Below are 16,567 nucleotides of genomic sequence, written 5' to 3'. Positions count from 1 at the left end.
TTCGTGGTCCACGATCCCGGGTTGTCACCCGGGCTACGGGCTCGCGGACCAGAACGTCTGATGCAGCTGGAGCAGCTCCGCCTCCACCTCCCCCACCGGCCCCCACACCCGCACCGCCTTCTGCCCGCGCGCAAACACCTCGYGGCACGGCAGGTCGAGCGTCGGGTTGTCGGGATGCGCGCCGGTGATCGCGAGCAGCGCCGCCTCCGACACGCCATACACCAACCGCCCGATGTGCGCCCAGTACTGCGTGCCGGCGCACATCGCGCACGGCTCCACCGTCGTGTACAGCGTGCAGTTCCACAGGAACCCGGGCGCATGGTTCAGCGAGGCATGCCGTGCGAGCGTGGCCTCGGCGTGCTGCACCGTGTCGATGTTGCCCTGCTCGGCCAGCACCGTCTCGTGGTCCGGCGCCACCAGCAGCGCGCCGAACGGATGGCGACCCAGGCCCATCGCCCGCCGCGCCACCTCGTTCGCACGCCGCAGATGCCGCAGCCTCTGCTCGTGCGTCGGATCGGGGTTCGAGAAATCGCTCATGCCGCACCCGCCCGCCGATGCGCCCAGCCCGTCGTGCGCCGCTCGATGATCGCGAACAGCTCGTACATCGCCATCGCCATCGCGCCCACCACCGCGAGCCCGGCGAACGCCAGCCCCATCTGCATCGACGAGCCGGCCGAGATCAGCAGGTAGCCGATGCCTTCGTTGGCGGCCGTCATCTCCGACACCGTCGTGCCGACGAAGGCCAGCGTGATCGCCACCTTCAGCGACGCGTAGAAATACGGCATCGAGCGCGGCAGCCCGACCTTCAGCAGCACATCGGTACGCCGCGCGCCCAGCACGCGCAGCACGTCCTCCAGCTCCGGCTCCAGCGTCGCCAGGCCGGTCGCGATGTTGACCGTGATCGGGAAGAACGAGATCAGGAACGCCGTCAGCACCGCCGGCCCGACGCCGATGCCGAACCACACGACGAGGATCGGCACGAAGGCCGCCTTCGGCAGCGCATTGAAGGCCGTCATCAGCGGGTACATCGCCGCATACGCCAACCGCGAGCTGCCGACCAGGAACCCCAGCAGCACGCCGACCACGATCGCCAGGCCGAAGCCCAGCATCGTGACCCAGAACGTGCGCCACGCATGCGCGGCGATCACCGCGCGGAACTCCCACAGCTGCTGCGCGATGCGCGACKGGCTCGGGAAGATGAAGTCGGAGATGCCGAAGCCGCGGCACGCCAGCTCCCACAGCAGCAGCACCGCGGCCAGCAGCAGCCACGGCGCCAGGCGCTCGCGCCGGCCCGTCACGACACCGCCTCCGGCGCGCGGCGGATGCTGCCGATGTGCTCGCGCAACTCGAGCACCACGTCGCTGAACTCGCGGGTGTAGGTGAGCGCGAGTTCGCGCGGGCGCTCGAAGCCGATCTCGCGGCGCACCTGCATGCGCCCCGGGCCGCGGGTCATCACATGCACCGTGTCGGCGAGGAACACCGCCTCGCGCAGGTCGTGCGTCACCAGGATCACGTTGAAGCGCTGCACCGCGTGCAGGTCGCGCAGCGTGCACCACAGCTCCTCGCGCGTGAACGCATCGAGTGCGCCGAACGGCTCGTCGAGCAGCAGCATCTTCGGCTCGTGGATCAGCGCACGGCAGATCGACGCCCGCTGCTGCATGCCACCGGACAGCTGCCACGGGAACTTGTCCTCGTAGCCGGCCAGGCCGACGCTTGCGAGCAGCGCGCGCGCCTTCGCCTCGTACTCGCCGCGCCGGGCGCGGAACTGCGAGCGGTACGGCTCGACGATCTCCAGCGGCAGCAGCACGTTGCGCAGCGTGCTGCGCCACGGCAGCAGCGAAGGCGCCTGGAACGCCATGCCGGTGATCTTCAGCGGGCCGGCGACCTCGCGGCCGTCGACCACCACCGTGCCCAGCGACGGCCGCCTCAAGCCGGTCGCGAGTTTCATGAAGGTCGACTTGCCGCAGCCCGAGGGCCCGACGATCGCGATGAACTCGCCGGGCTGCGCCTGCAGCGAGATGTCCTCGATCGCGAACYGCCGGCGCGCGAGCAGTTCATCGTTGTAGGCGAGCCAGACGTTGCGGAAATCGACGAAGGGCGGCGTGGACAGGCTCATGGGGATGCGACGGATGCAGCCGATGAAGGGGGTGAAGGGGCCGCAAGGCGCGCGATCAGCGACTTGACCGCCTCGCGGTACAGCGCCGGATCTTCGCTGTGCAGCCGGCTGTGCGAGCCGCCGCTGAACTCGACCCAGCGCGTGCCGGCCGGCGCCGCATCGCGCAGCCTGCGGCCCAGCGTCACCGGCACCGTGTCGTCGGCACTGCCGTGCATGATCAGGATCGGCGCGTCGATGTGGCCGATCTTGTCGACCGAATCGAACTGCTCGTTGGCGAGCCACGACACCACCGTGCCGATCGCGCCCAGCTCGGCGGCCACGTCGGGCAACCGCGTGAAGGTCGACTCGAGGATCAGGCCGCCGTAGTCGCGCCCGGCGTGCTGGCGGCTCGCCAGGTCAACCGCCACGCCGCCGCCCATCGAATGACCGAAGATCACGCGCCGCCGCGGATCGGGCTGGTGCTTCACCAGCTCGGCCCACGCGATGTCGGCATCGGCCAGGATCGTCGCCTCCGACGGCACGAGGGGCGTGCTCTCGCCCCAGCCGCGGTAGTCGACGGCCAGCACCGAGAAGCCGGCATCGCGCAGCGCGTCGATCTTCGGCAGGTTGCGGTACAGCGCGCGGAAGGTGCCGTGCAGGTACAGCAGCGTCGGCGCCTGCGGGTCGGCATTCGGCATCCACCACAGCTGCAGCCGGTCCTGCGCCCCGGGTGTTGCCCCAGGCACCGCCACCGCGTACGACACGTCGCCCGGCCGCAGCACCACGTCGGCCGGCTGCCCCGGCGAGGGTCGGAACACCCATTGCCTCTGCTTCAGGTCCCACCACGCGCAGCCCTGCAGCATGACAACGCATGACATCAATGAGCACAGCCATCCGACACGCCTGGACAGCTGGCTCCAGAAACGGGGTCGAGAGTTCGCGACAATCAGCGCCATGAAGTTTCCTGCCCTGGCGTCTGCCGTGTGCGCCTGCGGCGTGTCGATCTGCACCCCTGCGCAAACCGTACCCGCTGCCCCGGACGCGCCCGAGGCGCCGCCGGCCACTGTAGCCGCCCCCGCCGCCGACGTCGCACCCGCCGCCGATGTCTGGCGCCTGATGTACTCGCCGGCCACCTACCACTACTCGCGCGATCCGGACCACCGCTACGTGTGGATGGTCGGCCTCGAACGCGAGCGGCCGAACGGCGTGGTCTCGGGCCTCACCTACTTCAGCAACTCGTTCGGCCAGCCGAGCGCCTACGCCTACGTCGGCCAGCGCCTGACCGACTTCAGCGACTGGAACCGGCTCTACGCGCAGTGGACCGCCGGCCTGATCTACGGCTACAAGGCGCCGTTCGACGACAAGGTGCCGCTGAACTACAAGGGCTTCTCGCCCGGGCTGGTGCTGACGGTCGGCTGGCAGCTGACGCCGGCGCTGTCGACCCAGGTCAACGTGCTCGGCAACTCGGCGCTGATGTTCCAGTTGTCGGCCGTGGTGCCCTGACATGCGCTACTTCCGGACCACCGCGAACAGGTTGCGCGCGGCCGCATCGGGCAGGTAGCCGTCGGCCCAGACCGCCGCCGGGTTCACACGCTCCTTGGTGCCGAACGCGTCCGACACCTGGCTGGCCATCAGGCTCAGCCGCGGCGCCAGCACCGCCCCGAAGCCCTCGGCCCGCGCATCGGCCGTCAGCACCGTCGCATCGAGCGCGAGCTTCAGGCGCCGCAGCTCCAGCGCCTCGTTGACGATGCCGTCGCGCGCCTTCACGGTGGCGACCGCGGCAGCCGGGTCGGCCACCACGTCCTTCATGCCCTTCGCGAACGCGCGCAGGAAGGCCTTCACCGCGTCCGGGCGCTTCTTCAGGAACGCCTGCGACACGATGACCGCATTGCCGTAGAGCTTCACGCCGAACTGCGGGTAAGGCAGCACGACGACGTCGTCGGCCTTCACGCCGCGCGCCTCGAGGTTCAGCAGCGAGGTGAACGAGAAGCCGGTGATCGCGTCGATGTCGCCGCGCACCAGCATCGTCTCGCGCAGCGGCGGGTCCATCGCGGTCCAGGCCACGTTGCCGATGCCGTTGGCCTTCGCGAAGATCGGCCAGGCCTTGCGGCCGGCATCGAACACCGGTGCGCCGAGCTTCCTGCCGTTCAGGTCGGCCGGCGCCCTGATGCCGGACTTCTTCAGCGCCAGCACCGCGGCCGGCGTGTTGTTGTAGACCATCATCACCGCGACCGGCTTGTCCGGCGCGGTCGGGTTGTTGGCGTGGAACTCCATCAGCGCCGCGAGGTCGGCGAAGCCCATGTCGTACGCCCCCGACGCGACCCGCGTGACCGCGCCGCCCGAGCCGTTGCCGGCGTCGATCGTCACGTCGAGCTTCTCGGCCTTGAAATACCCCTTCGCGGCCGGCACCAGGAACATCGCCGCCGGGCCTTCGAAGCGCCAGTCGAGCTGGAACTTGATCGGGGTGTCCTGGGCGATGGCGCCTTGCGCGAGGAAGGCGGCGGCGAGGGCCAGCAGGCGAGCGAACATGCGAGGTCTCCGGTGGATCGGCGTTTCAGCCCTTCAGGAGGTCATGCAAGGTGCGCGCCACCACTTTCGTGGCACGCCGCAGGTCGTCGAGCACCACATGCTCATCGGCCCGCTTCGCGTTGCTCTCGAACACGGTGCGCGGCCCGGCACCGTAGATCACCGCCGGGATGCCGCGCTCGCTGTAGAGCCGCACGTCGGTGTACAGCGGCGAGCCCGAGGTCGGGATGGCCTCGCCGAACACCGCCTCGCCATGCCGCTGCAGCGCCTCGACCAGCGGCCGGTTGCCCGGCAGCGGCTGCAGCGCATGCGCCAGCAGCAGGCGGCGGATCTCGACCGTGATGCCCGGCACCTGCGCCGCCGCATCGGCGATCACCCGGCGCAGCGCGGCCTCGACCTCGGCCGGGTTCTCCTCCGGGATCATCCGGCGGTCGAGCTTCAGCACCACCTTGCCCGGCACCACGTTGGTGTTGGTGCCGCCCTCGATGCGCCCCACGTTGAGGTACGGGTGGCGGATGCCCGCCACCTTCGACGTGACCTGCCGGTACAGCGCGTTCTGCGCATACAGCGCGTTCAGCAGCACGACCGCGCCTTGCAGCGCATCGATGCCGGTGTCGGGGATCGCCGCATGCGCCATCCGGCCGTGCACCGTCACCTCCATCTGCAGGCAGCCGTTGTGCGCCGTCACCACCTGGTAGCTGAAGCCGGCGGCGATCAGCAGGTCGGGCTTCGTCAGGCCGTGCTTCAGCAGCCAGCCGGGGCCGAGCTCGCCGCCGAACTCCTCGTCGTAGGTGAAGTGCAGCTCGATGCCGCCCTTCAGCGGCACGCCCAACGCCTCGAGCGCGCGCACCGCGAAGGTGTAGGTCGAGAAATCGCTCTTGCTGACGGCCGCCGCGCGGCCGTAGAGCTTGCCGCCCTCGATGTCGCCGCTGTACGGGCCGTGCGACCAGCCCTCGCCGGGCGGCACCACGTCGCCGTGCGCGTTCAGCGCGATGGTCGGACCGTCGCCGTAACGACGCCGCACGATCAGGTTGGTGATGCTCTCCAGGCCGGCCGCGCGCACCTCGTCGCCCGGCACCACGTGCCGTTCAGCCTCGAAGCCGAAGCCCTGCAGCAGGGCCGCCGTGCGCTCGGCATGCGGCGCGTTGTTGCCCGGCGGCGTGTCGGTGGGCACTTGCACCAGCGCCTGCAGGAAGCGGGTCTGTTCATCGAAGTGCGCGTCGATCCACGCATCGAGGCGCGCGCAGAGGTCGTCGCTCATGTCGTCTCCAGGTGATCCAGCAGGTGCTGGAAGGCTTCGACGCACAGCTGTGCGTCGTGGGTGGTGATGGTTTCCAGCGGGTTGTGGCTGATGCCGGAGTTGCCGCCGCGCACGAACAGCATCGCCTGCGGCATCACCTCGTGCAGCTTCATCGCGTCATGGCCGGCGCCGCTGGGCATGCGGTGCACAGGCAAGCCGCCGGCCTCGACCGCGCGCTCCCAGCGGGCCTGCCAGGCCGCATCGCTCGGCGCGGCGCTGGCGCGCAGTGTCTCTTCCAGCGTGTGCTGCAGGCCGCGCCGCCCGCAGATGCGCTCCAGCTCGGCGACGACGTCGCGGGCCAGCGCATCACGCGCCTCGTCGGTGGTGGCGCGCAGGTCGAGGCTGAAGCGGCAGCGGCCCGGCACGACGTTGATCGAGCCGTTCGGCACCGTCAGCATGCCCACCGTGCCGACGAGGTGCGGCTGCGCCGCAGCGCGCTTCTCCACGTACAGCGCCAGCTCGGCCACCGCGGTCGCGGCATCGCGGCGGCGGTCCATCGGCGTCGTGCCGGCGTGGCTGGCCATGCCGATCACCTCGCCCAGGTAGCGCACGCTGCCGTTGATCGACGTGACGACGCCCAGCGGCAGGTCGAGCTCGTTGAGCACCGGCCCCTGCTCGATGTGCACCTCGACGAAGCCGAGGTACCGCGACGGGTCGCGCTGCAGCGCGGGGATCGTCGCGGGGTCGAGGCCGGCAGCGCGCATCGCGTCGCGCATCGCGATGCCGTCGGCATCCTGCTGGTCGAGCCAGCGCACGTCGAACTGCCCGATCAGCGCCCCCGAGCCGAGGAAGGTGGCCTTGTAGCGCTGCCCCTCTTCCTCCGCAAAGCCGACCACCTCGATGCCGTGCCGCAGGCGCCGGCCGGCGCGCTGCAGCTCGCGCACGCAGACCATCGGCACCAAGATGCCGAGCCGGCCGTCGTACTTGCCGCCGTTGCGCACGGTGTCGAAGTGCGAGCCGGTGAGCAGGCGCGGCGCGGCGCGGTCCGCCCCGTGATAGAGGCCGACCACGTTGCCGACCGCATCGACCGACACCTCGTCGAAGCCGCACTCCTGCATCCAGCGCACCAGTTGCCGCTGGCAGGCACGGTGCGCATCGGTCAGGTAGGTGACGGTGAGCTGGCCCTGCTCGGCGTAGCCGGGGTCGCTGTGCTGCGCGAGCAGCTCGGCGCAGTCCCACACCTGGTTGCCCAGCGTCGGCTCGCTGCCGAACTTGTCGTCCAGGCGCAGCTCGGCGATGCGGTGGATCTGGCGCAGGCATTCGGCCAGCTCGACATCGGCCGGGCCGTCGACGCGGCGCGCGAAGGTCTCGATGATCTGCGCGCGCGTGAGCCCGCTGCCGCGCGGACCACGCACCGCGAGGATGAACGGCCAGCCGAAGCGCTCACGGTACGCGGCGTTCAGCGCCTGCAGCCGCGCGTACTCCGCCTCGGAGCACTGCGTGAGCCCGGACACCGACTGCTCGCTGGCCGACTCGCTCGTCAATGCCACGCGCGCCTTGCCAGCGAGTTCGGGATGGGCGCGCACCAGCGCAAGCTGCTCGTCGCGCGGCGCATCGCGCACCACCTGCACCAGCGCCTGGCGCAGCTGCGCGAGGCTCGCGAACGGCGCCGCGGCGAACGCGCGCTCGGCGATCCATGGCGAATGCTCGTAGGTGCCATCGAGCAGCGCGACGAAGCCCTCCAGCGTCGCTTCGTTCAGTTGCTGCAGGCTGACGCTCATTTCCACACCCAGGCGTTGTCAGGGTTGAACGGATGCACGCTCTTCCAGTGGCGCGCGATGTCGACGCGGCGGCACACCCACACCCGGTCGTGCGCCTCCACGTGGTCGAGGAAGCGCTGCAGCGCGCGAAAGCGCCCCGGCCGCCCGAGCAGCCGGCAGTGCATGCCGACGCTCAGCATGCGCGGCGATTCGTCACCCTCGGCGTACAGCACGTCGAAGCTGTCGCGCAGGTAGGTGAAGAAATCGTCGCCGGTCGCGAAGCCCTGCGGCAGCGAGAAGCRCATGTCGTTGGTGTCGAGCGTGTACGGCACCACCAGGTGCGGCGCGAGGCTGCCGTCGGTCTTGCGCACCTGCAGCCAGAACGGCAGGTCGTCGCCGTAGTGGTCGCTGTCGTACTCGAAGCCACCGTAGTCGGCCACCAGCCGGCGGGTGTTCGGGCTGTCGCGGCCGGTGTACCAGCCGAACGCGCGATCGCCGGTCAGCTTGTGGATGATGTCCATGCCGATGTCCATGTGCTGGCGCTCGGTGGCTTCGTCCATCTGCTGGTAGTGGATCCAGCGCCAGCCGTGGCAGGCGATCTCGTGGTCGAGCTCGACGAAGGCCTGCGTCAGCTCGGGGTGGCGCTCGAGCGCCATCGAGACGCCGAACACCGTGAGCGGCAGCGCGCGGCGCTCGAACTCGCGCAGCAGCCGCCACACGCCGACGCGCGAGCCGTACTCGTAGATCGACTCTATCGACAGGTGGCGCGCCGGGTAGGCGGCCGGGTTGAACATCTCCGACAGGAACTGCTCGCTGCCGGCGTCGCCGTGCAGCACGCTGTTCTCGCCGCCCTCTTCGTAGTTCAGCACGAACTGCACCGCGATGCGGGCGCCGCCCGGCCATTCGGCGTGCGGAGGGTGCTCGCCGTAGCCGACGAGGTCGCGGGGGTAGGTGGTTGGTGGCATGGCGTTCAGGCGGTGGCGTGGGCCGGCGTCGCGCCGGCGAGATCGGGCAGGGGCGGAACACGCGGATCGAGCCGCAGGTTGCGCTCGACGCTGCGCAGGTGGGCCTGCATCAGCCGCACCGCGGCGCGCGCATCGCGCCGCTCCAGCGCGTCGACGATGGCCACGTGCTCCTCGAAGGAATGCTCGGCCGAATGCGCCGACTGGTACATCAGCGAGATCAGCGACGAGCGCGACACCAGGTCGGCCAGCATCTCGGCCAGCACCTCGTTGCCGAGCATGCGCGCGAGCACGACGTGGAAATCGGCCAGCAGCCGCGTGCGGCCGGTGACGTCGGTGCGCAGCACGGCCTCGCGCTCGGCGGCCAGGTGGGCACGCAACGCGGCCAGCTGCGCCGCATCGAGCGCGCCGGCGGCGCGGCGCACCAGCGCCGCCTCGATCATGTGGCGCACCTCGAACACCTGGCGCGCCTCGTCGACGCTCGGCATCGCGACGCGCGCGCCGCGCGCCGGCTCGAGCGTGATCAGCTTGTCGCGGCTCAACTGGTTCAGCGCCTGGCGCACCAGCGTGCGCGAGACCTTGAAGAGATCGGCGATCTTCTGCTCGGCGAGCTTGGTGCCGGGCATCAGCCGGCGTTCGACGATCGCGGTGGTGATGGCGTCGACGATGCGCTGCGTGGTCCCGATGTGCTGCGCGCTGCCGCCATCAGCCGCGCCGGCACGCCGCCGGGCCGGGCGGATCTGCTTCAGCGGGGTCGACTTGGGGCTGGCGGCGCGGGGCATGGAGCGGGCGGCTCGGTTGGCTCTCGAAGGCAAAGTGTATACACTTTCCCACCATGGGAAAACTGACGACGCACGTGCTCGACACGATGAACGGAAGCCCCGCCGCCGGGATGGCAGTGCGCCTGTATCGCGTGGATGGCGCCACGCCGCACCTGCTGCGCAGCGTGCAGCTCGATGCCGACGGCCGCGCCGGCGGGCCGCTGCTGGAGGGCGCCGATTTCATGCCCGGCCGCTACCGCCTGGTGTTCGAGCTGGCCGACTACTTCCGCGCGCGCGGCGTCGTGCTGCCCGAGCCCCCCTTCCTCGACAGCGTGCCGATCGACTTCGGCCTGGCCGACACCGGCGCCCACTACCACGTGCCGCTGCTCGCGAGCCCCTGGGCCTATTCCACCTACCGCGGCAGCTGACGCGCATGGAAGCCTATGTGCTGGACTGGGTCAACCTGCTGCTGCGCTGGGCGCATGTCGTCGTCGCGATCGCGTGGATCGGCTCGTCGTTCTACTTCGTCTTCCTCGACAACAGCCTGCTGAAGCCCGAGGCCCCCGAGCTGAAGGACAAGGGCGTCGACGGCGAGCTGTGGGCGGTGCACGGCGGCGGCTTCTACAACCCGCAGAAGTACATGGTGGCGCCGAAGTCGCTGCCGGCGCACCTGCACTGGTTCTACTGGGAGAGCTACTCCACCTGGCTGACCGGCTTCGCGCTGTTCACGGTGCTGTACCTGTGGCAGGCCAGCACCTTCCTGATCGACGCGCGGGTGCATGCGTGGTCGCCGGCCGGCGCGATCGCGGCGGCGCTGGCCTTCCTCGCGGTGTTCTGGCTCGTCTACGACGGCATCTGCCGCGCGTTCGGCCGCGGTATCCACGGCGACCGCATCGTCGGCGCGGTGGTCGCGGTGGTGGTCGTGGTCGGTGCCTGGCTCGCCTGCCAGCTGTTCGCCGGCCGGGCGGCCTTCCTGCTGGTCGGCGCGATGATGGCGACGGCGATGAGTGCCAACGTGTTCTTCTGGATCATCCCCGGCCAGCGCACCGTGATCGCGCAGATGCGCGCCGGCCAGCCGGTCGATCCGGTGCACGGCCAGCGTGCCAAGCAGCGCAGCGTGCACAACACCTACTTCACACTGCCGGTGCTGGCCGCGATGCTCAGCAACCACTACGGCTTTCTCTACGGCGCGCCGCACAACTGGGCGGTGCTGGTGCTGGTGATGGGGGCCGGGGCGCTGATCCGCCATGCCTTCGTGGTGCGGCACAAGGCGCTGGCGCAGGGCAGGCGGGTGCCGTGGGAGTTCGCGGTGGCGGGCACGGCGCTGCTGGCCGGGGTGGCGGTGTGGCTCGCGCCGGCATCGAAGCCGGCTGCGCAGGCCTCGCAGCCCGTCACGTTCGCGCAGGTGCAGCAGGTGGTCGGCACGCGCTGCGTGATGTGCCACAACGAGCAGCTCGCGAGCAAGGGCGTGCGGCTCGATTCGCCGCAGGGCATCGCCGCGCATGCGCAGCAGGTCTACCAGCAGGCGGTGGTGCTGAAGCTGATGCCGTTGAACAATGCGACGCAGATCAGCGATGATGAGCGAGCCGTGTTGAAGCGCTGGTACGAAGCCGGTGCACACCCGTAGCCCGGATGCCAATCCGGGGATCGCCCACCCGCAGAGTCCTGCATGAGCACCAATCCCTACGCCCCGCCGAAGGCTCCCGTCGCCGACCTCGATGCGAACCCGACGCAGGTGGCGTACGCAGGATTCTGGCGGCGATCGATCGCCAGCTTCGCCGACACGCTGCTCTTCCTGGCCTTCTTCATCCCGCTGGTCCGGTTCTTCTACGGGTCCGACTACGGGGCCCTGAAGCACGTCCCCGCCAAGACCTTCCCGAGCACCGGCGACCCGCTCGAGTTCTTCCTGACCTGGGTCTTCCCGGCGGTGCTCTACATCGGCTGCTGGATGAAGTGGCAGGCGACGCCGGGCAAGATGGCGATGAAGATGCGGATCGTCGACGCGAAGACCGGACTGCCGCCGACGCTGGGCCAGTCCGTCGGCCGCTACCTGGGCTACTACCTCTCGAGCCTCCCGCTGTTCCTCGGCTTCCTCTGGATCGCCTTCGACGCACGCAAGCAGGGCTGGCACGACAAGCTGGCAGGGACGGTGGTGGTGCGCGACGGTCAGCGCCCGGCCTTCGCACGCAACTCGCGCGCCGACACGCCGTAGGCGGCCCGGAACACCTTGCTGAAGTGGCTGGGGTCCGCGAAGCCCCAGTGGCGGGCGATCTCGGCGATCGGGCGCGCCGCCATCGCCGGCGCCTCCAGGTCACGCCGGCACATCGCGAGGCGGCGGTCGCGGATGCAGCCGCTCACCGTCTCGCCGGTGCCTTCGAACAGCTTGTGCACGTTGCGCTCGCTCATGCGGAAGCGGCGCGCCAGCATCGCCACGCCGAGCGAGGGCTCGGCCAGGTGCTGTTCGATGTGGCGCAGCAGCTGCTCGCGCACCAGCTGCCGCAGGCCCGGCGCCGGCTGCTCGCCCAGGCACAGGCCCAGCAGGTCGAGCGCGCCGCCCAGCGCTACCTGCCGCCCGGCGGCGGGAAGCTCGCCGAAGCGCCGCATCAGCAGCTGGAAATGCTCGACGAACAAGGCGCCCGCGCCCTGCCGGCCGTCCATCGGCCGCCCGACCAGGTCGCGCACCCGCGGCAGGCGGCGCAGCAGCTCGGCCTCGGGCACCAGCATCGACATCTGGCGCAGGTCGTCGCTGGTCTGGAAGGCCATCGGCTGCGTGCTGTCCCAGAGCGTGAACATGCCGGCGCCCAGCTGCAGCTCGCGGTCGCCGCCGAAGCGCAGCGTTTCGGTGCCCTGCGCGACCATCACGACGGTCAGCCAGGCACTGTCGTCGCGGGCGATCTGCCGCCGCCCGCGCGTACCGCTCACCGTCGCCGCGGACGTGCAGTCGGTCAGCCGCACGCCGCCCAGCCGGTGCTGGCGCATGAAGGCGGGGAAGCGGTCGCAGGCGATCTTCGGGATGTCCCAGCTCAGGTGCGCATCGACGATCACCTCGCGCCACGCGTCGAACTGCCGCCGCGGCGGCAGGCCATCGGTCGTCCAGGTCTCGGGCACGGAAGGGTGGGCGGGGGCGGACACATTCATCGCGCACCAGATTACCGAGGGGGCCGGCGGCTTGCATGCCGAATCCTTGATCAAGACATGACGGCCGCGCGTCTGTGTCGTCCACGACACACTTCAGCCCGGCAGCACGTAGCGCGTGCTCGGCCCCTTGCCGGTCTGCTCCAGCAGGCCGCGCTCGGCCAGCGTCGCGAGGTGCTTCGACGCCGTCGCGAGGCCGACGCCGCACACCTGCGCGTAGATGCTCTTCTGGATCGACCCGGCGCGGAACAGGTGCTCCAGCACCGCGATGCGCCGCTGCTCCTGCAGCAGCTCGCCAGCCTCGCGCTCCCACTGCGTGGCCAGTTGCTGCTCGCGCGTCAGCTCGCGGTTGAAGGTGCTGCGCAGCTGCTCGAACTCGGCCGCGAAGCCGTCGCCCAGGCCGTGCTTCTGGATCAGCTGCAGCGCCGCCTCGCGCTCCTTCGACGACATCGCGAGGTAGGCGTTCGCGATGGCCAGGCGCGCGCGCACATGGGCCTCGGCCCCCATCGGCACGGCCAGCACTGCCCGGTGGCGCTGGATCTGCGCCATCTCGTCGAAGTGGGCCGCGAATTCCTCCGGCAGCAGGCGGTCGTAGGGCGCGCCGTCGCGCGGGCCGAGGATCTCGGTCTTCAGGTTGCGCGTGGCCTCAAGGTGGGCCGGATCGCTGTCGCCCGGCGAGACCTTCAGCGCCGCGGCCGCGTGCGCATCGCCCTGGCTTTCGTCATCGGGCTGTGCGTCGAGCTGGTAGCGCTTGTAGTGCGCCTCGGCCAGGTTGTAGTGCGCGCGGCGCACGTGCAGGCTCAGGCCGGCCTGCTCCCCCATCGCGAGGGCCTGCCGGTACTCGGCGATCGCCTCGCCGTAGCGGCCCTGCCAGAAGTAGGTCGCACCGAGGTTCAGGTGCGTGCTGGTCAGCGTTTCCGGTTCGATCGGAACGCTGCCGGCCATCCCGAGGATGCGCTGCGAATAGGCGATCGCGCTGTCGAAATCCTTCGCGTCGCCGTAGATCAGGCTGAGGTTGGCGTAGGTCTTCAGCACCGACAGCCGGTCGCCCTCGCGCTCGAAGATGTTCAGCGCGCGGTGCTTGTGCTCGAGCGCCCGGCGCAGGTCGCCGGCCCGGCGCCAGTACTCGCCCCAGGTCTGCTCCAGCATGCCGACCGTGGCGGGCGACAGCGACGGGTCGCGGCGCAACGGCTCCGCCCGGTCCAGCACGGCGCGCGAGCGCGGGTCGTTGCGCAGCACGTAGAGCCAGGCGAGCTTGACCAGCGTCGCCAGGTACTCCTCGGCGACCGCCGCACCCGGCGGGCGGCCGTCCTCCAGGCCCGCGCGGCGCAGGAACTCCGCACTGTCCTCGTAGCACGCGAAGGCACGGTCGGCGTCGCKCGGTTCATAGAACTTGCCGAGTGCGCCGTAGACGATGCCCAGCATCAGGGCGTCGCCGCACCCGTTGGCCAGCCGCAGCGCCTGCTCATAGGCCTGGCGCTCGCGATCGCCGGCATCGCGGATGCGCCACAACGCCGCCTGTGCCAGCAGCAGGTCGAAGCGTTGCCGGGGGTCCGACGCACCGGCGGCCACGAGCGCGATCAGCGCATCGGTTTCCGCATCGTCGGCCACGTCGACCCGCGCGCGCTGCAGCAGCTCGATGAAGGCGGCCGGCGCGCTCGCCTGCTGCAGGTGCCACAGCGCCGACAACGTGTCCTGTTGCGCGAGCGCCAGCGTCGATTGCCGCCGGTGCCAATCGACCAGTTCCGCCGGTGACGCGAGCTCCAGGCGAGGCAGCAGCTCGCGCAGCACCATTTGCCGCATCGCGATGCGCCGCTCGCCGGCCGCGGGGCGCTCCAGCAGCGCCTCGGCCGCGAGGCGCTTGCCCTTCTCGAGATAGCGGTAGAAGGTGCTCGGGCCGATCGCCCACAGCCCGCAGAGGTTCTCGCTGGCCGCCTCGTCGGGATGGCGGCGGTAGCGCTGCCGGAAATCGGGCACCGGCTCGAAACCGTAGTGGCACATCAAGGCCAGCATCGGCCGCCAGCTCGTGCGATCCACCCATGCCGCGGCATCGATGCCGGAGAGCACGGACGCCTGGTCGGGGCGCAGCTGCGAGACGACCCAGCGCAGCCACAGCGCGGTCGCCTCGACCAGCGCACGGTCGCGCGGCAACGCATCGCCGGCGGTCCCGAGCACCGGCTGCAGGAAGCGCCTGACGAACCAGCGGGTGGCCCGGGGCCGACGCCGCAGCCAGTCGTCGAGCGTGCCCGTCTTGTGGGCGGCCAGCGCCTGCCCCAGCAGGGTTTCCACCGTGCCGGCCGGCAGCGGCAGCGCTGCGGCACCTGGGCCGCCCTGCAAGTTAGGGGGATGGTTCGCCATGGATCCGGTGCATCGTCTCGCGATCGTCCGGACCGCGACGGATTTGCGCGGTCCGCCATGCCTGGGCATGCGAGCGCGCGACGGTTAGTGTATCGACGCGATTTCGCACCCATTGCCTCATCGAGGAACCGTCATGCCCCTGCCCCGCCTCCTTGCTTCCGATCCGAACACCTCGTCCGCGACCGACGGCGTCGCGCTGGTCGTCCTCGCGCCGTTCGGCGGCGATCCCGTGCTGAGCGGGTTCCCCGACGGAACCTCGCGCGACCTGTCGCAGCACCCGTTGATGCGGGCCCTGCCGAAGATCGCTGCCAGCGGCGTGCACGTCACCGCGCTGATCGACCTGGCCGACGACGATTCCTACCTCGTGGAGATCGCGGCGCTGCAGCCGGCCGACGTGGTCGTCACCTCGCGCTGGAAGCAGGACATGACCTCGCCGAACACGCTGGCCGGCCTGTTGCGCCAGGCGCACCAGGCCCATCCCGCCGCCGCACTGGTGCTCGCGCTCGAAGGCCATGGAGCCGGGTTCCTGCCCGAGATCGATCGCAGCAAGCTGACGGCCCACAACATCACCGCCGGCGGCGCCTTCGAGTGGCACCTCAGCGAATCGGGCGGCACCCCGGTGCTGCCGCAAGGCTCGCCGGTGCTGCCCCAGGGGTCACCGGTGCTGCCGCAGGGCTCGCCGGTGCTGCCGGTCAGCCAGATGCCGCTCTCCACCTGGGGCCTCGGCGACGCGCTGAAGCAGGCCCAGGACGCCGGCGTCCCGAAGCTGGCCGCGATCCATTTCAACAACTGCTTCAACATGTCGGTCGAGGTGCTGCACACGGTGGCGCCGTACGCCGACTACGCGACCGGCTACGAGAACTACAACTTCTTCACCGCCGGCGCGGCCTACCCGGCGGTGTTCCAGAAACTGGCGGCGGCCGGCAGCGCCACCGCGCAGCAGCTCGCGCAGTGGTTCGCCGACGGCAACAAGGACATCCTCGCCGCGAAGGGCAACCACCCGACCGTCGGCTGCGTCGTGCAGCTCGGCCGTCTGCAGGCGATCGTCGAGCGCATCGACGACCTGGCCGATGCGCTGCTCGCCGCGCTGCGCACCTCGACGCCTGCGCAACGCCCGGCGATCGTGCAGAAGATCCGCGCCGCGATCCGCCGCGCCCAGCAGTTCGACACCAACGCCAACATGGACCTGGAGACGCCGGACGAGCTGACCGACATCGACAGCCTGGCCACCGAGCTGCTGGCCACCGACTTCGCGCCGTTCAAGGTGCAGCAGGCGGCGGCCGGGCTGCGCGATGCGCTGAAGGACATCAAGCGCTACGGCGCCGTCGACGCGCCGTGGACGGCCCCCGGCGCGCTGTGGGACTTCTCGGCGAAGAACCTCGCGATGAACATCTTCCTGCCCGACCCGCTGCTGCTCGGCCTGTGGGACTGGCGCTCGCCGTACTACCTCGACGTGAACCCCGACCCGACGCTGCCGCGCGTGCAGCCGCACATCATCGATTTCGTGAAGGTCACCGACTGGGTCGACTTCATCGTCGAGTACCACAAGGGCCAACCGTTCAAGGGCCTGCTGCCGGCGGCGATCCCCGAGTTCCCGGTGTTCAACGCGCGCTACGAGCCGCCGAAGGGCCGCCAACCCGACCCCTGCGGTGACGGGGACATCATCCCCAAGGGAGAGGACAAACCGCGCCGCGCCTGATCACACCGCGCTCCCCCTCAACCCCTGCGAG

The 16,567-nt window shown here is 70.5% G+C and carries 16 protein-coding genes; 5 read left to right on the top strand and 11 right to left on the bottom strand.

From position 1 onward, the window contains the following. Positions 1–33: 33 nt before the first annotated feature. Genes AC1D1T_RS00350 through AC1D1T_RS00335 form a run of 4 tightly spaced genes read right to left on the bottom strand, consistent with a single transcriptional unit; the run spans position 34 to position 2,958 of the window. Positions 34–537, bottom strand: a complete 504-nt coding sequence (locus AC1D1T_RS00350) for a nucleoside deaminase (protein WP_477991196.1) — start codon at positions 535–537, stop codon at positions 34–36. Beyond that, complete coding sequence (locus tag AC1D1T_RS00345; RefSeq protein WP_477991194.1) at positions 534–1,298, bottom strand: ABC transporter permease; 765 nt, start codon at positions 1,296–1,298, stop codon at positions 534–536. Before AC1D1T_RS00345 ends, AC1D1T_RS00350 begins: the two co-directional genes overlap by 4 nt. Further along, entirely contained in the window at positions 1,295–2,116 is an 822-nt protein-coding gene (locus AC1D1T_RS00340) for an ABC transporter ATP-binding protein (RefSeq protein WP_477991192.1), read from the bottom strand. Before AC1D1T_RS00340 ends, AC1D1T_RS00345 begins: the two co-directional genes overlap by 4 nt. Further along, a complete protein-coding gene (locus AC1D1T_RS00335; RefSeq protein WP_477825372.1) occupies positions 2,113–2,958 on the bottom strand; it encodes an alpha/beta hydrolase in 846 nt (281 codons plus the stop codon). Before AC1D1T_RS00335 ends, AC1D1T_RS00340 begins: the two co-directional genes overlap by 4 nt. Positions 2,959–3,049: 91 nt before the next feature. Here AC1D1T_RS00335 and AC1D1T_RS00330 point away from each other — a divergent pair, with 91 nt between their 5' ends. Then, positions 3,050–3,598, top strand: a complete 549-nt coding sequence (locus tag AC1D1T_RS00330) for an ABC transporter ATP-binding protein (protein WP_477825371.1) — start codon at positions 3,050–3,052, stop codon at positions 3,596–3,598. 6 nt (positions 3,599–3,604) lie between these two features. On the opposite strand, the gene AC1D1T_RS00325 is transcribed toward AC1D1T_RS00330, so the two are convergent. The 5 genes from AC1D1T_RS00325 to AC1D1T_RS00305 are packed head-to-tail and all read right to left on the bottom strand — an operon-like array spanning position 3,605 to position 9,365. Next, positions 3,605–4,624 carry an ABC transporter substrate-binding protein gene (locus tag AC1D1T_RS00325; protein ID WP_477825370.1) on the bottom strand — a complete coding sequence of 340 codons (1,020 nt, stop codon included), beginning with the start codon at positions 4,622–4,624 and terminating at the stop codon, positions 3,605–3,607. Positions 4,625–4,649: 25 nt separating this feature from the next. Beyond that, positions 4,650–5,882: a M20 family metallopeptidase gene (locus AC1D1T_RS00320; RefSeq protein ID WP_477825369.1), complete on the bottom strand. Its 1,233-nt coding sequence runs from the start codon at positions 5,880–5,882 to the stop codon at positions 4,650–4,652. Beyond that, on the bottom strand, positions 5,879–7,642 hold the full coding sequence (gene uraD / locus AC1D1T_RS00315) for a 2-oxo-4-hydroxy-4-carboxy-5-ureidoimidazoline decarboxylase (protein ID WP_477825368.1): 1,764 nt from the start codon (positions 7,640–7,642) through the stop codon (positions 5,879–5,881). Before uraD ends, AC1D1T_RS00320 begins: the two co-directional genes overlap by 4 nt. Then, positions 7,639–8,586, bottom strand: coding sequence for an allantoinase PuuE (gene puuE / locus AC1D1T_RS00310; RefSeq protein WP_477991190.1), 948 nt, complete (start codon positions 8,584–8,586; stop codon positions 7,639–7,641). Before puuE ends, uraD begins: the two co-directional genes overlap by 4 nt. A 5-nt stretch (positions 8,587–8,591) precedes the next feature. Beyond that, complete coding sequence (locus tag AC1D1T_RS00305; RefSeq protein ID WP_477827053.1) at positions 8,592–9,365, bottom strand: GntR family transcriptional regulator; 774 nt, start codon at positions 9,363–9,365, stop codon at positions 8,592–8,594. A gap of 53 nt (positions 9,366–9,418) precedes the next feature. Between AC1D1T_RS00305 and uraH the strand changes: the two genes are divergently transcribed. The 3 genes from uraH to AC1D1T_RS00290 are packed head-to-tail and all read left to right on the top strand — an operon-like array spanning position 9,419 to position 11,556. After that, on the top strand, positions 9,419–9,772 hold the full coding sequence (gene uraH / locus AC1D1T_RS00300; protein ID WP_047506788.1) for a hydroxyisourate hydrolase: 354 nt from the start codon (positions 9,419–9,421) through the stop codon (positions 9,770–9,772). Positions 9,773–9,777: 5 nt separating this feature from the next. Continuing rightward, positions 9,778–10,971 (top strand): urate hydroxylase PuuD, encoded by a 1,194-nt coding sequence (locus AC1D1T_RS00295; RefSeq protein ID WP_477827054.1) that lies wholly within the window; start codon positions 9,778–9,780, stop codon positions 10,969–10,971. A gap of 42 nt (positions 10,972–11,013) precedes the next feature. Beyond that, a complete protein-coding gene (locus AC1D1T_RS00290) occupies positions 11,014–11,556 on the top strand; it encodes an RDD family protein (protein WP_465112774.1) in 543 nt (180 codons plus the stop codon). Here the strand turns inward: AC1D1T_RS00290 and AC1D1T_RS00285 are convergent. Both AC1D1T_RS00285 and AC1D1T_RS00280 read right to left on the bottom strand, forming a co-directional pair. After that, positions 11,511–12,452 (bottom strand): AraC-like ligand-binding domain-containing protein, encoded by a 942-nt coding sequence (locus tag AC1D1T_RS00285; protein WP_477991188.1) that lies wholly within the window; start codon positions 12,450–12,452, stop codon positions 11,511–11,513. The genes AC1D1T_RS00290 and AC1D1T_RS00285 overlap by 46 nt on opposite strands. 123 nt (positions 12,453–12,575) lie before the next feature. After that, positions 12,576–14,816, bottom strand: coding sequence for a tetratricopeptide repeat protein (locus tag AC1D1T_RS00280; protein WP_477991186.1), 2,241 nt, complete (start codon positions 14,814–14,816; stop codon positions 12,576–12,578). A 154-nt stretch (positions 14,817–14,970) separates the two neighbouring features. Between AC1D1T_RS00280 and AC1D1T_RS00275 the strand changes: the two genes are divergently transcribed. Beyond that, positions 14,971–16,536: a clostripain-related cysteine peptidase gene (locus AC1D1T_RS00275; RefSeq protein WP_477838386.1), complete on the top strand. Its 1,566-nt coding sequence runs from the start codon at positions 14,971–14,973 to the stop codon at positions 16,534–16,536. The last annotated feature ends 31 nt before the right edge of the window (positions 16,537–16,567 follow it).

The sequence above is a fragment of the Rhizobacter sp. P2_H3 genome (assembly GCF_056403355.1).
Note: the sequence above shows the minus strand (reverse complement) of the source record. Positions and strands in the feature narration are given on the sequence as shown.

Excerpts from the sequence above, each read along its gene's own strand:
- AC1D1T_RS00330 (WP_477825371.1), top strand. The coding sequence starts at position 3,050 with ATGAAGTTTCCTGCCCTGGCGTCTGCCGTGTGCGCCTGCGGCGTGTCG.
- AC1D1T_RS00325 (WP_477825370.1), bottom strand. The coding sequence starts at position 4,624 with ATGTTCGCTCGCCTGCTGGCCCTCGCCGCCGCCTTCCTCGCGCAAGGC.
- AC1D1T_RS00320 (WP_477825369.1), bottom strand. The coding sequence starts at position 5,882 with ATGAGCGACGACCTCTGCGCGCGCCTCGATGCGTGGATCGACGCGCAC.
- AC1D1T_RS00335 (WP_477825372.1), bottom strand. The coding sequence starts at position 2,958 with ATGCTGCAGGGCTGCGCGTGGTGGGACCTGAAGCAGAGGCAATGGGTG.
- AC1D1T_RS00290 (WP_465112774.1), top strand. The coding sequence starts at position 11,014 with ATGAGCACCAATCCCTACGCCCCGCCGAAGGCTCCCGTCGCCGACCTC.
- AC1D1T_RS00295 (WP_477827054.1), top strand. The coding sequence starts at position 9,778 with ATGGAAGCCTATGTGCTGGACTGGGTCAACCTGCTGCTGCGCTGGGCG.
- AC1D1T_RS00305 (WP_477827053.1), bottom strand. The coding sequence starts at position 9,365 with ATGCCCCGCGCCGCCAGCCCCAAGTCGACCCCGCTGAAGCAGATCCGC.
- AC1D1T_RS00275 (WP_477838386.1), top strand. The coding sequence starts at position 14,971 with ATGCCCCTGCCCCGCCTCCTTGCTTCCGATCCGAACACCTCGTCCGCG.
- uraH (WP_047506788.1), top strand. The coding sequence starts at position 9,419 with ATGGGAAAACTGACGACGCACGTGCTCGACACGATGAACGGAAGCCCC.
- uraD (WP_477825368.1), bottom strand. The coding sequence starts at position 7,642 with ATGAGCGTCAGCCTGCAGCAACTGAACGAAGCGACGCTGGAGGGCTTC.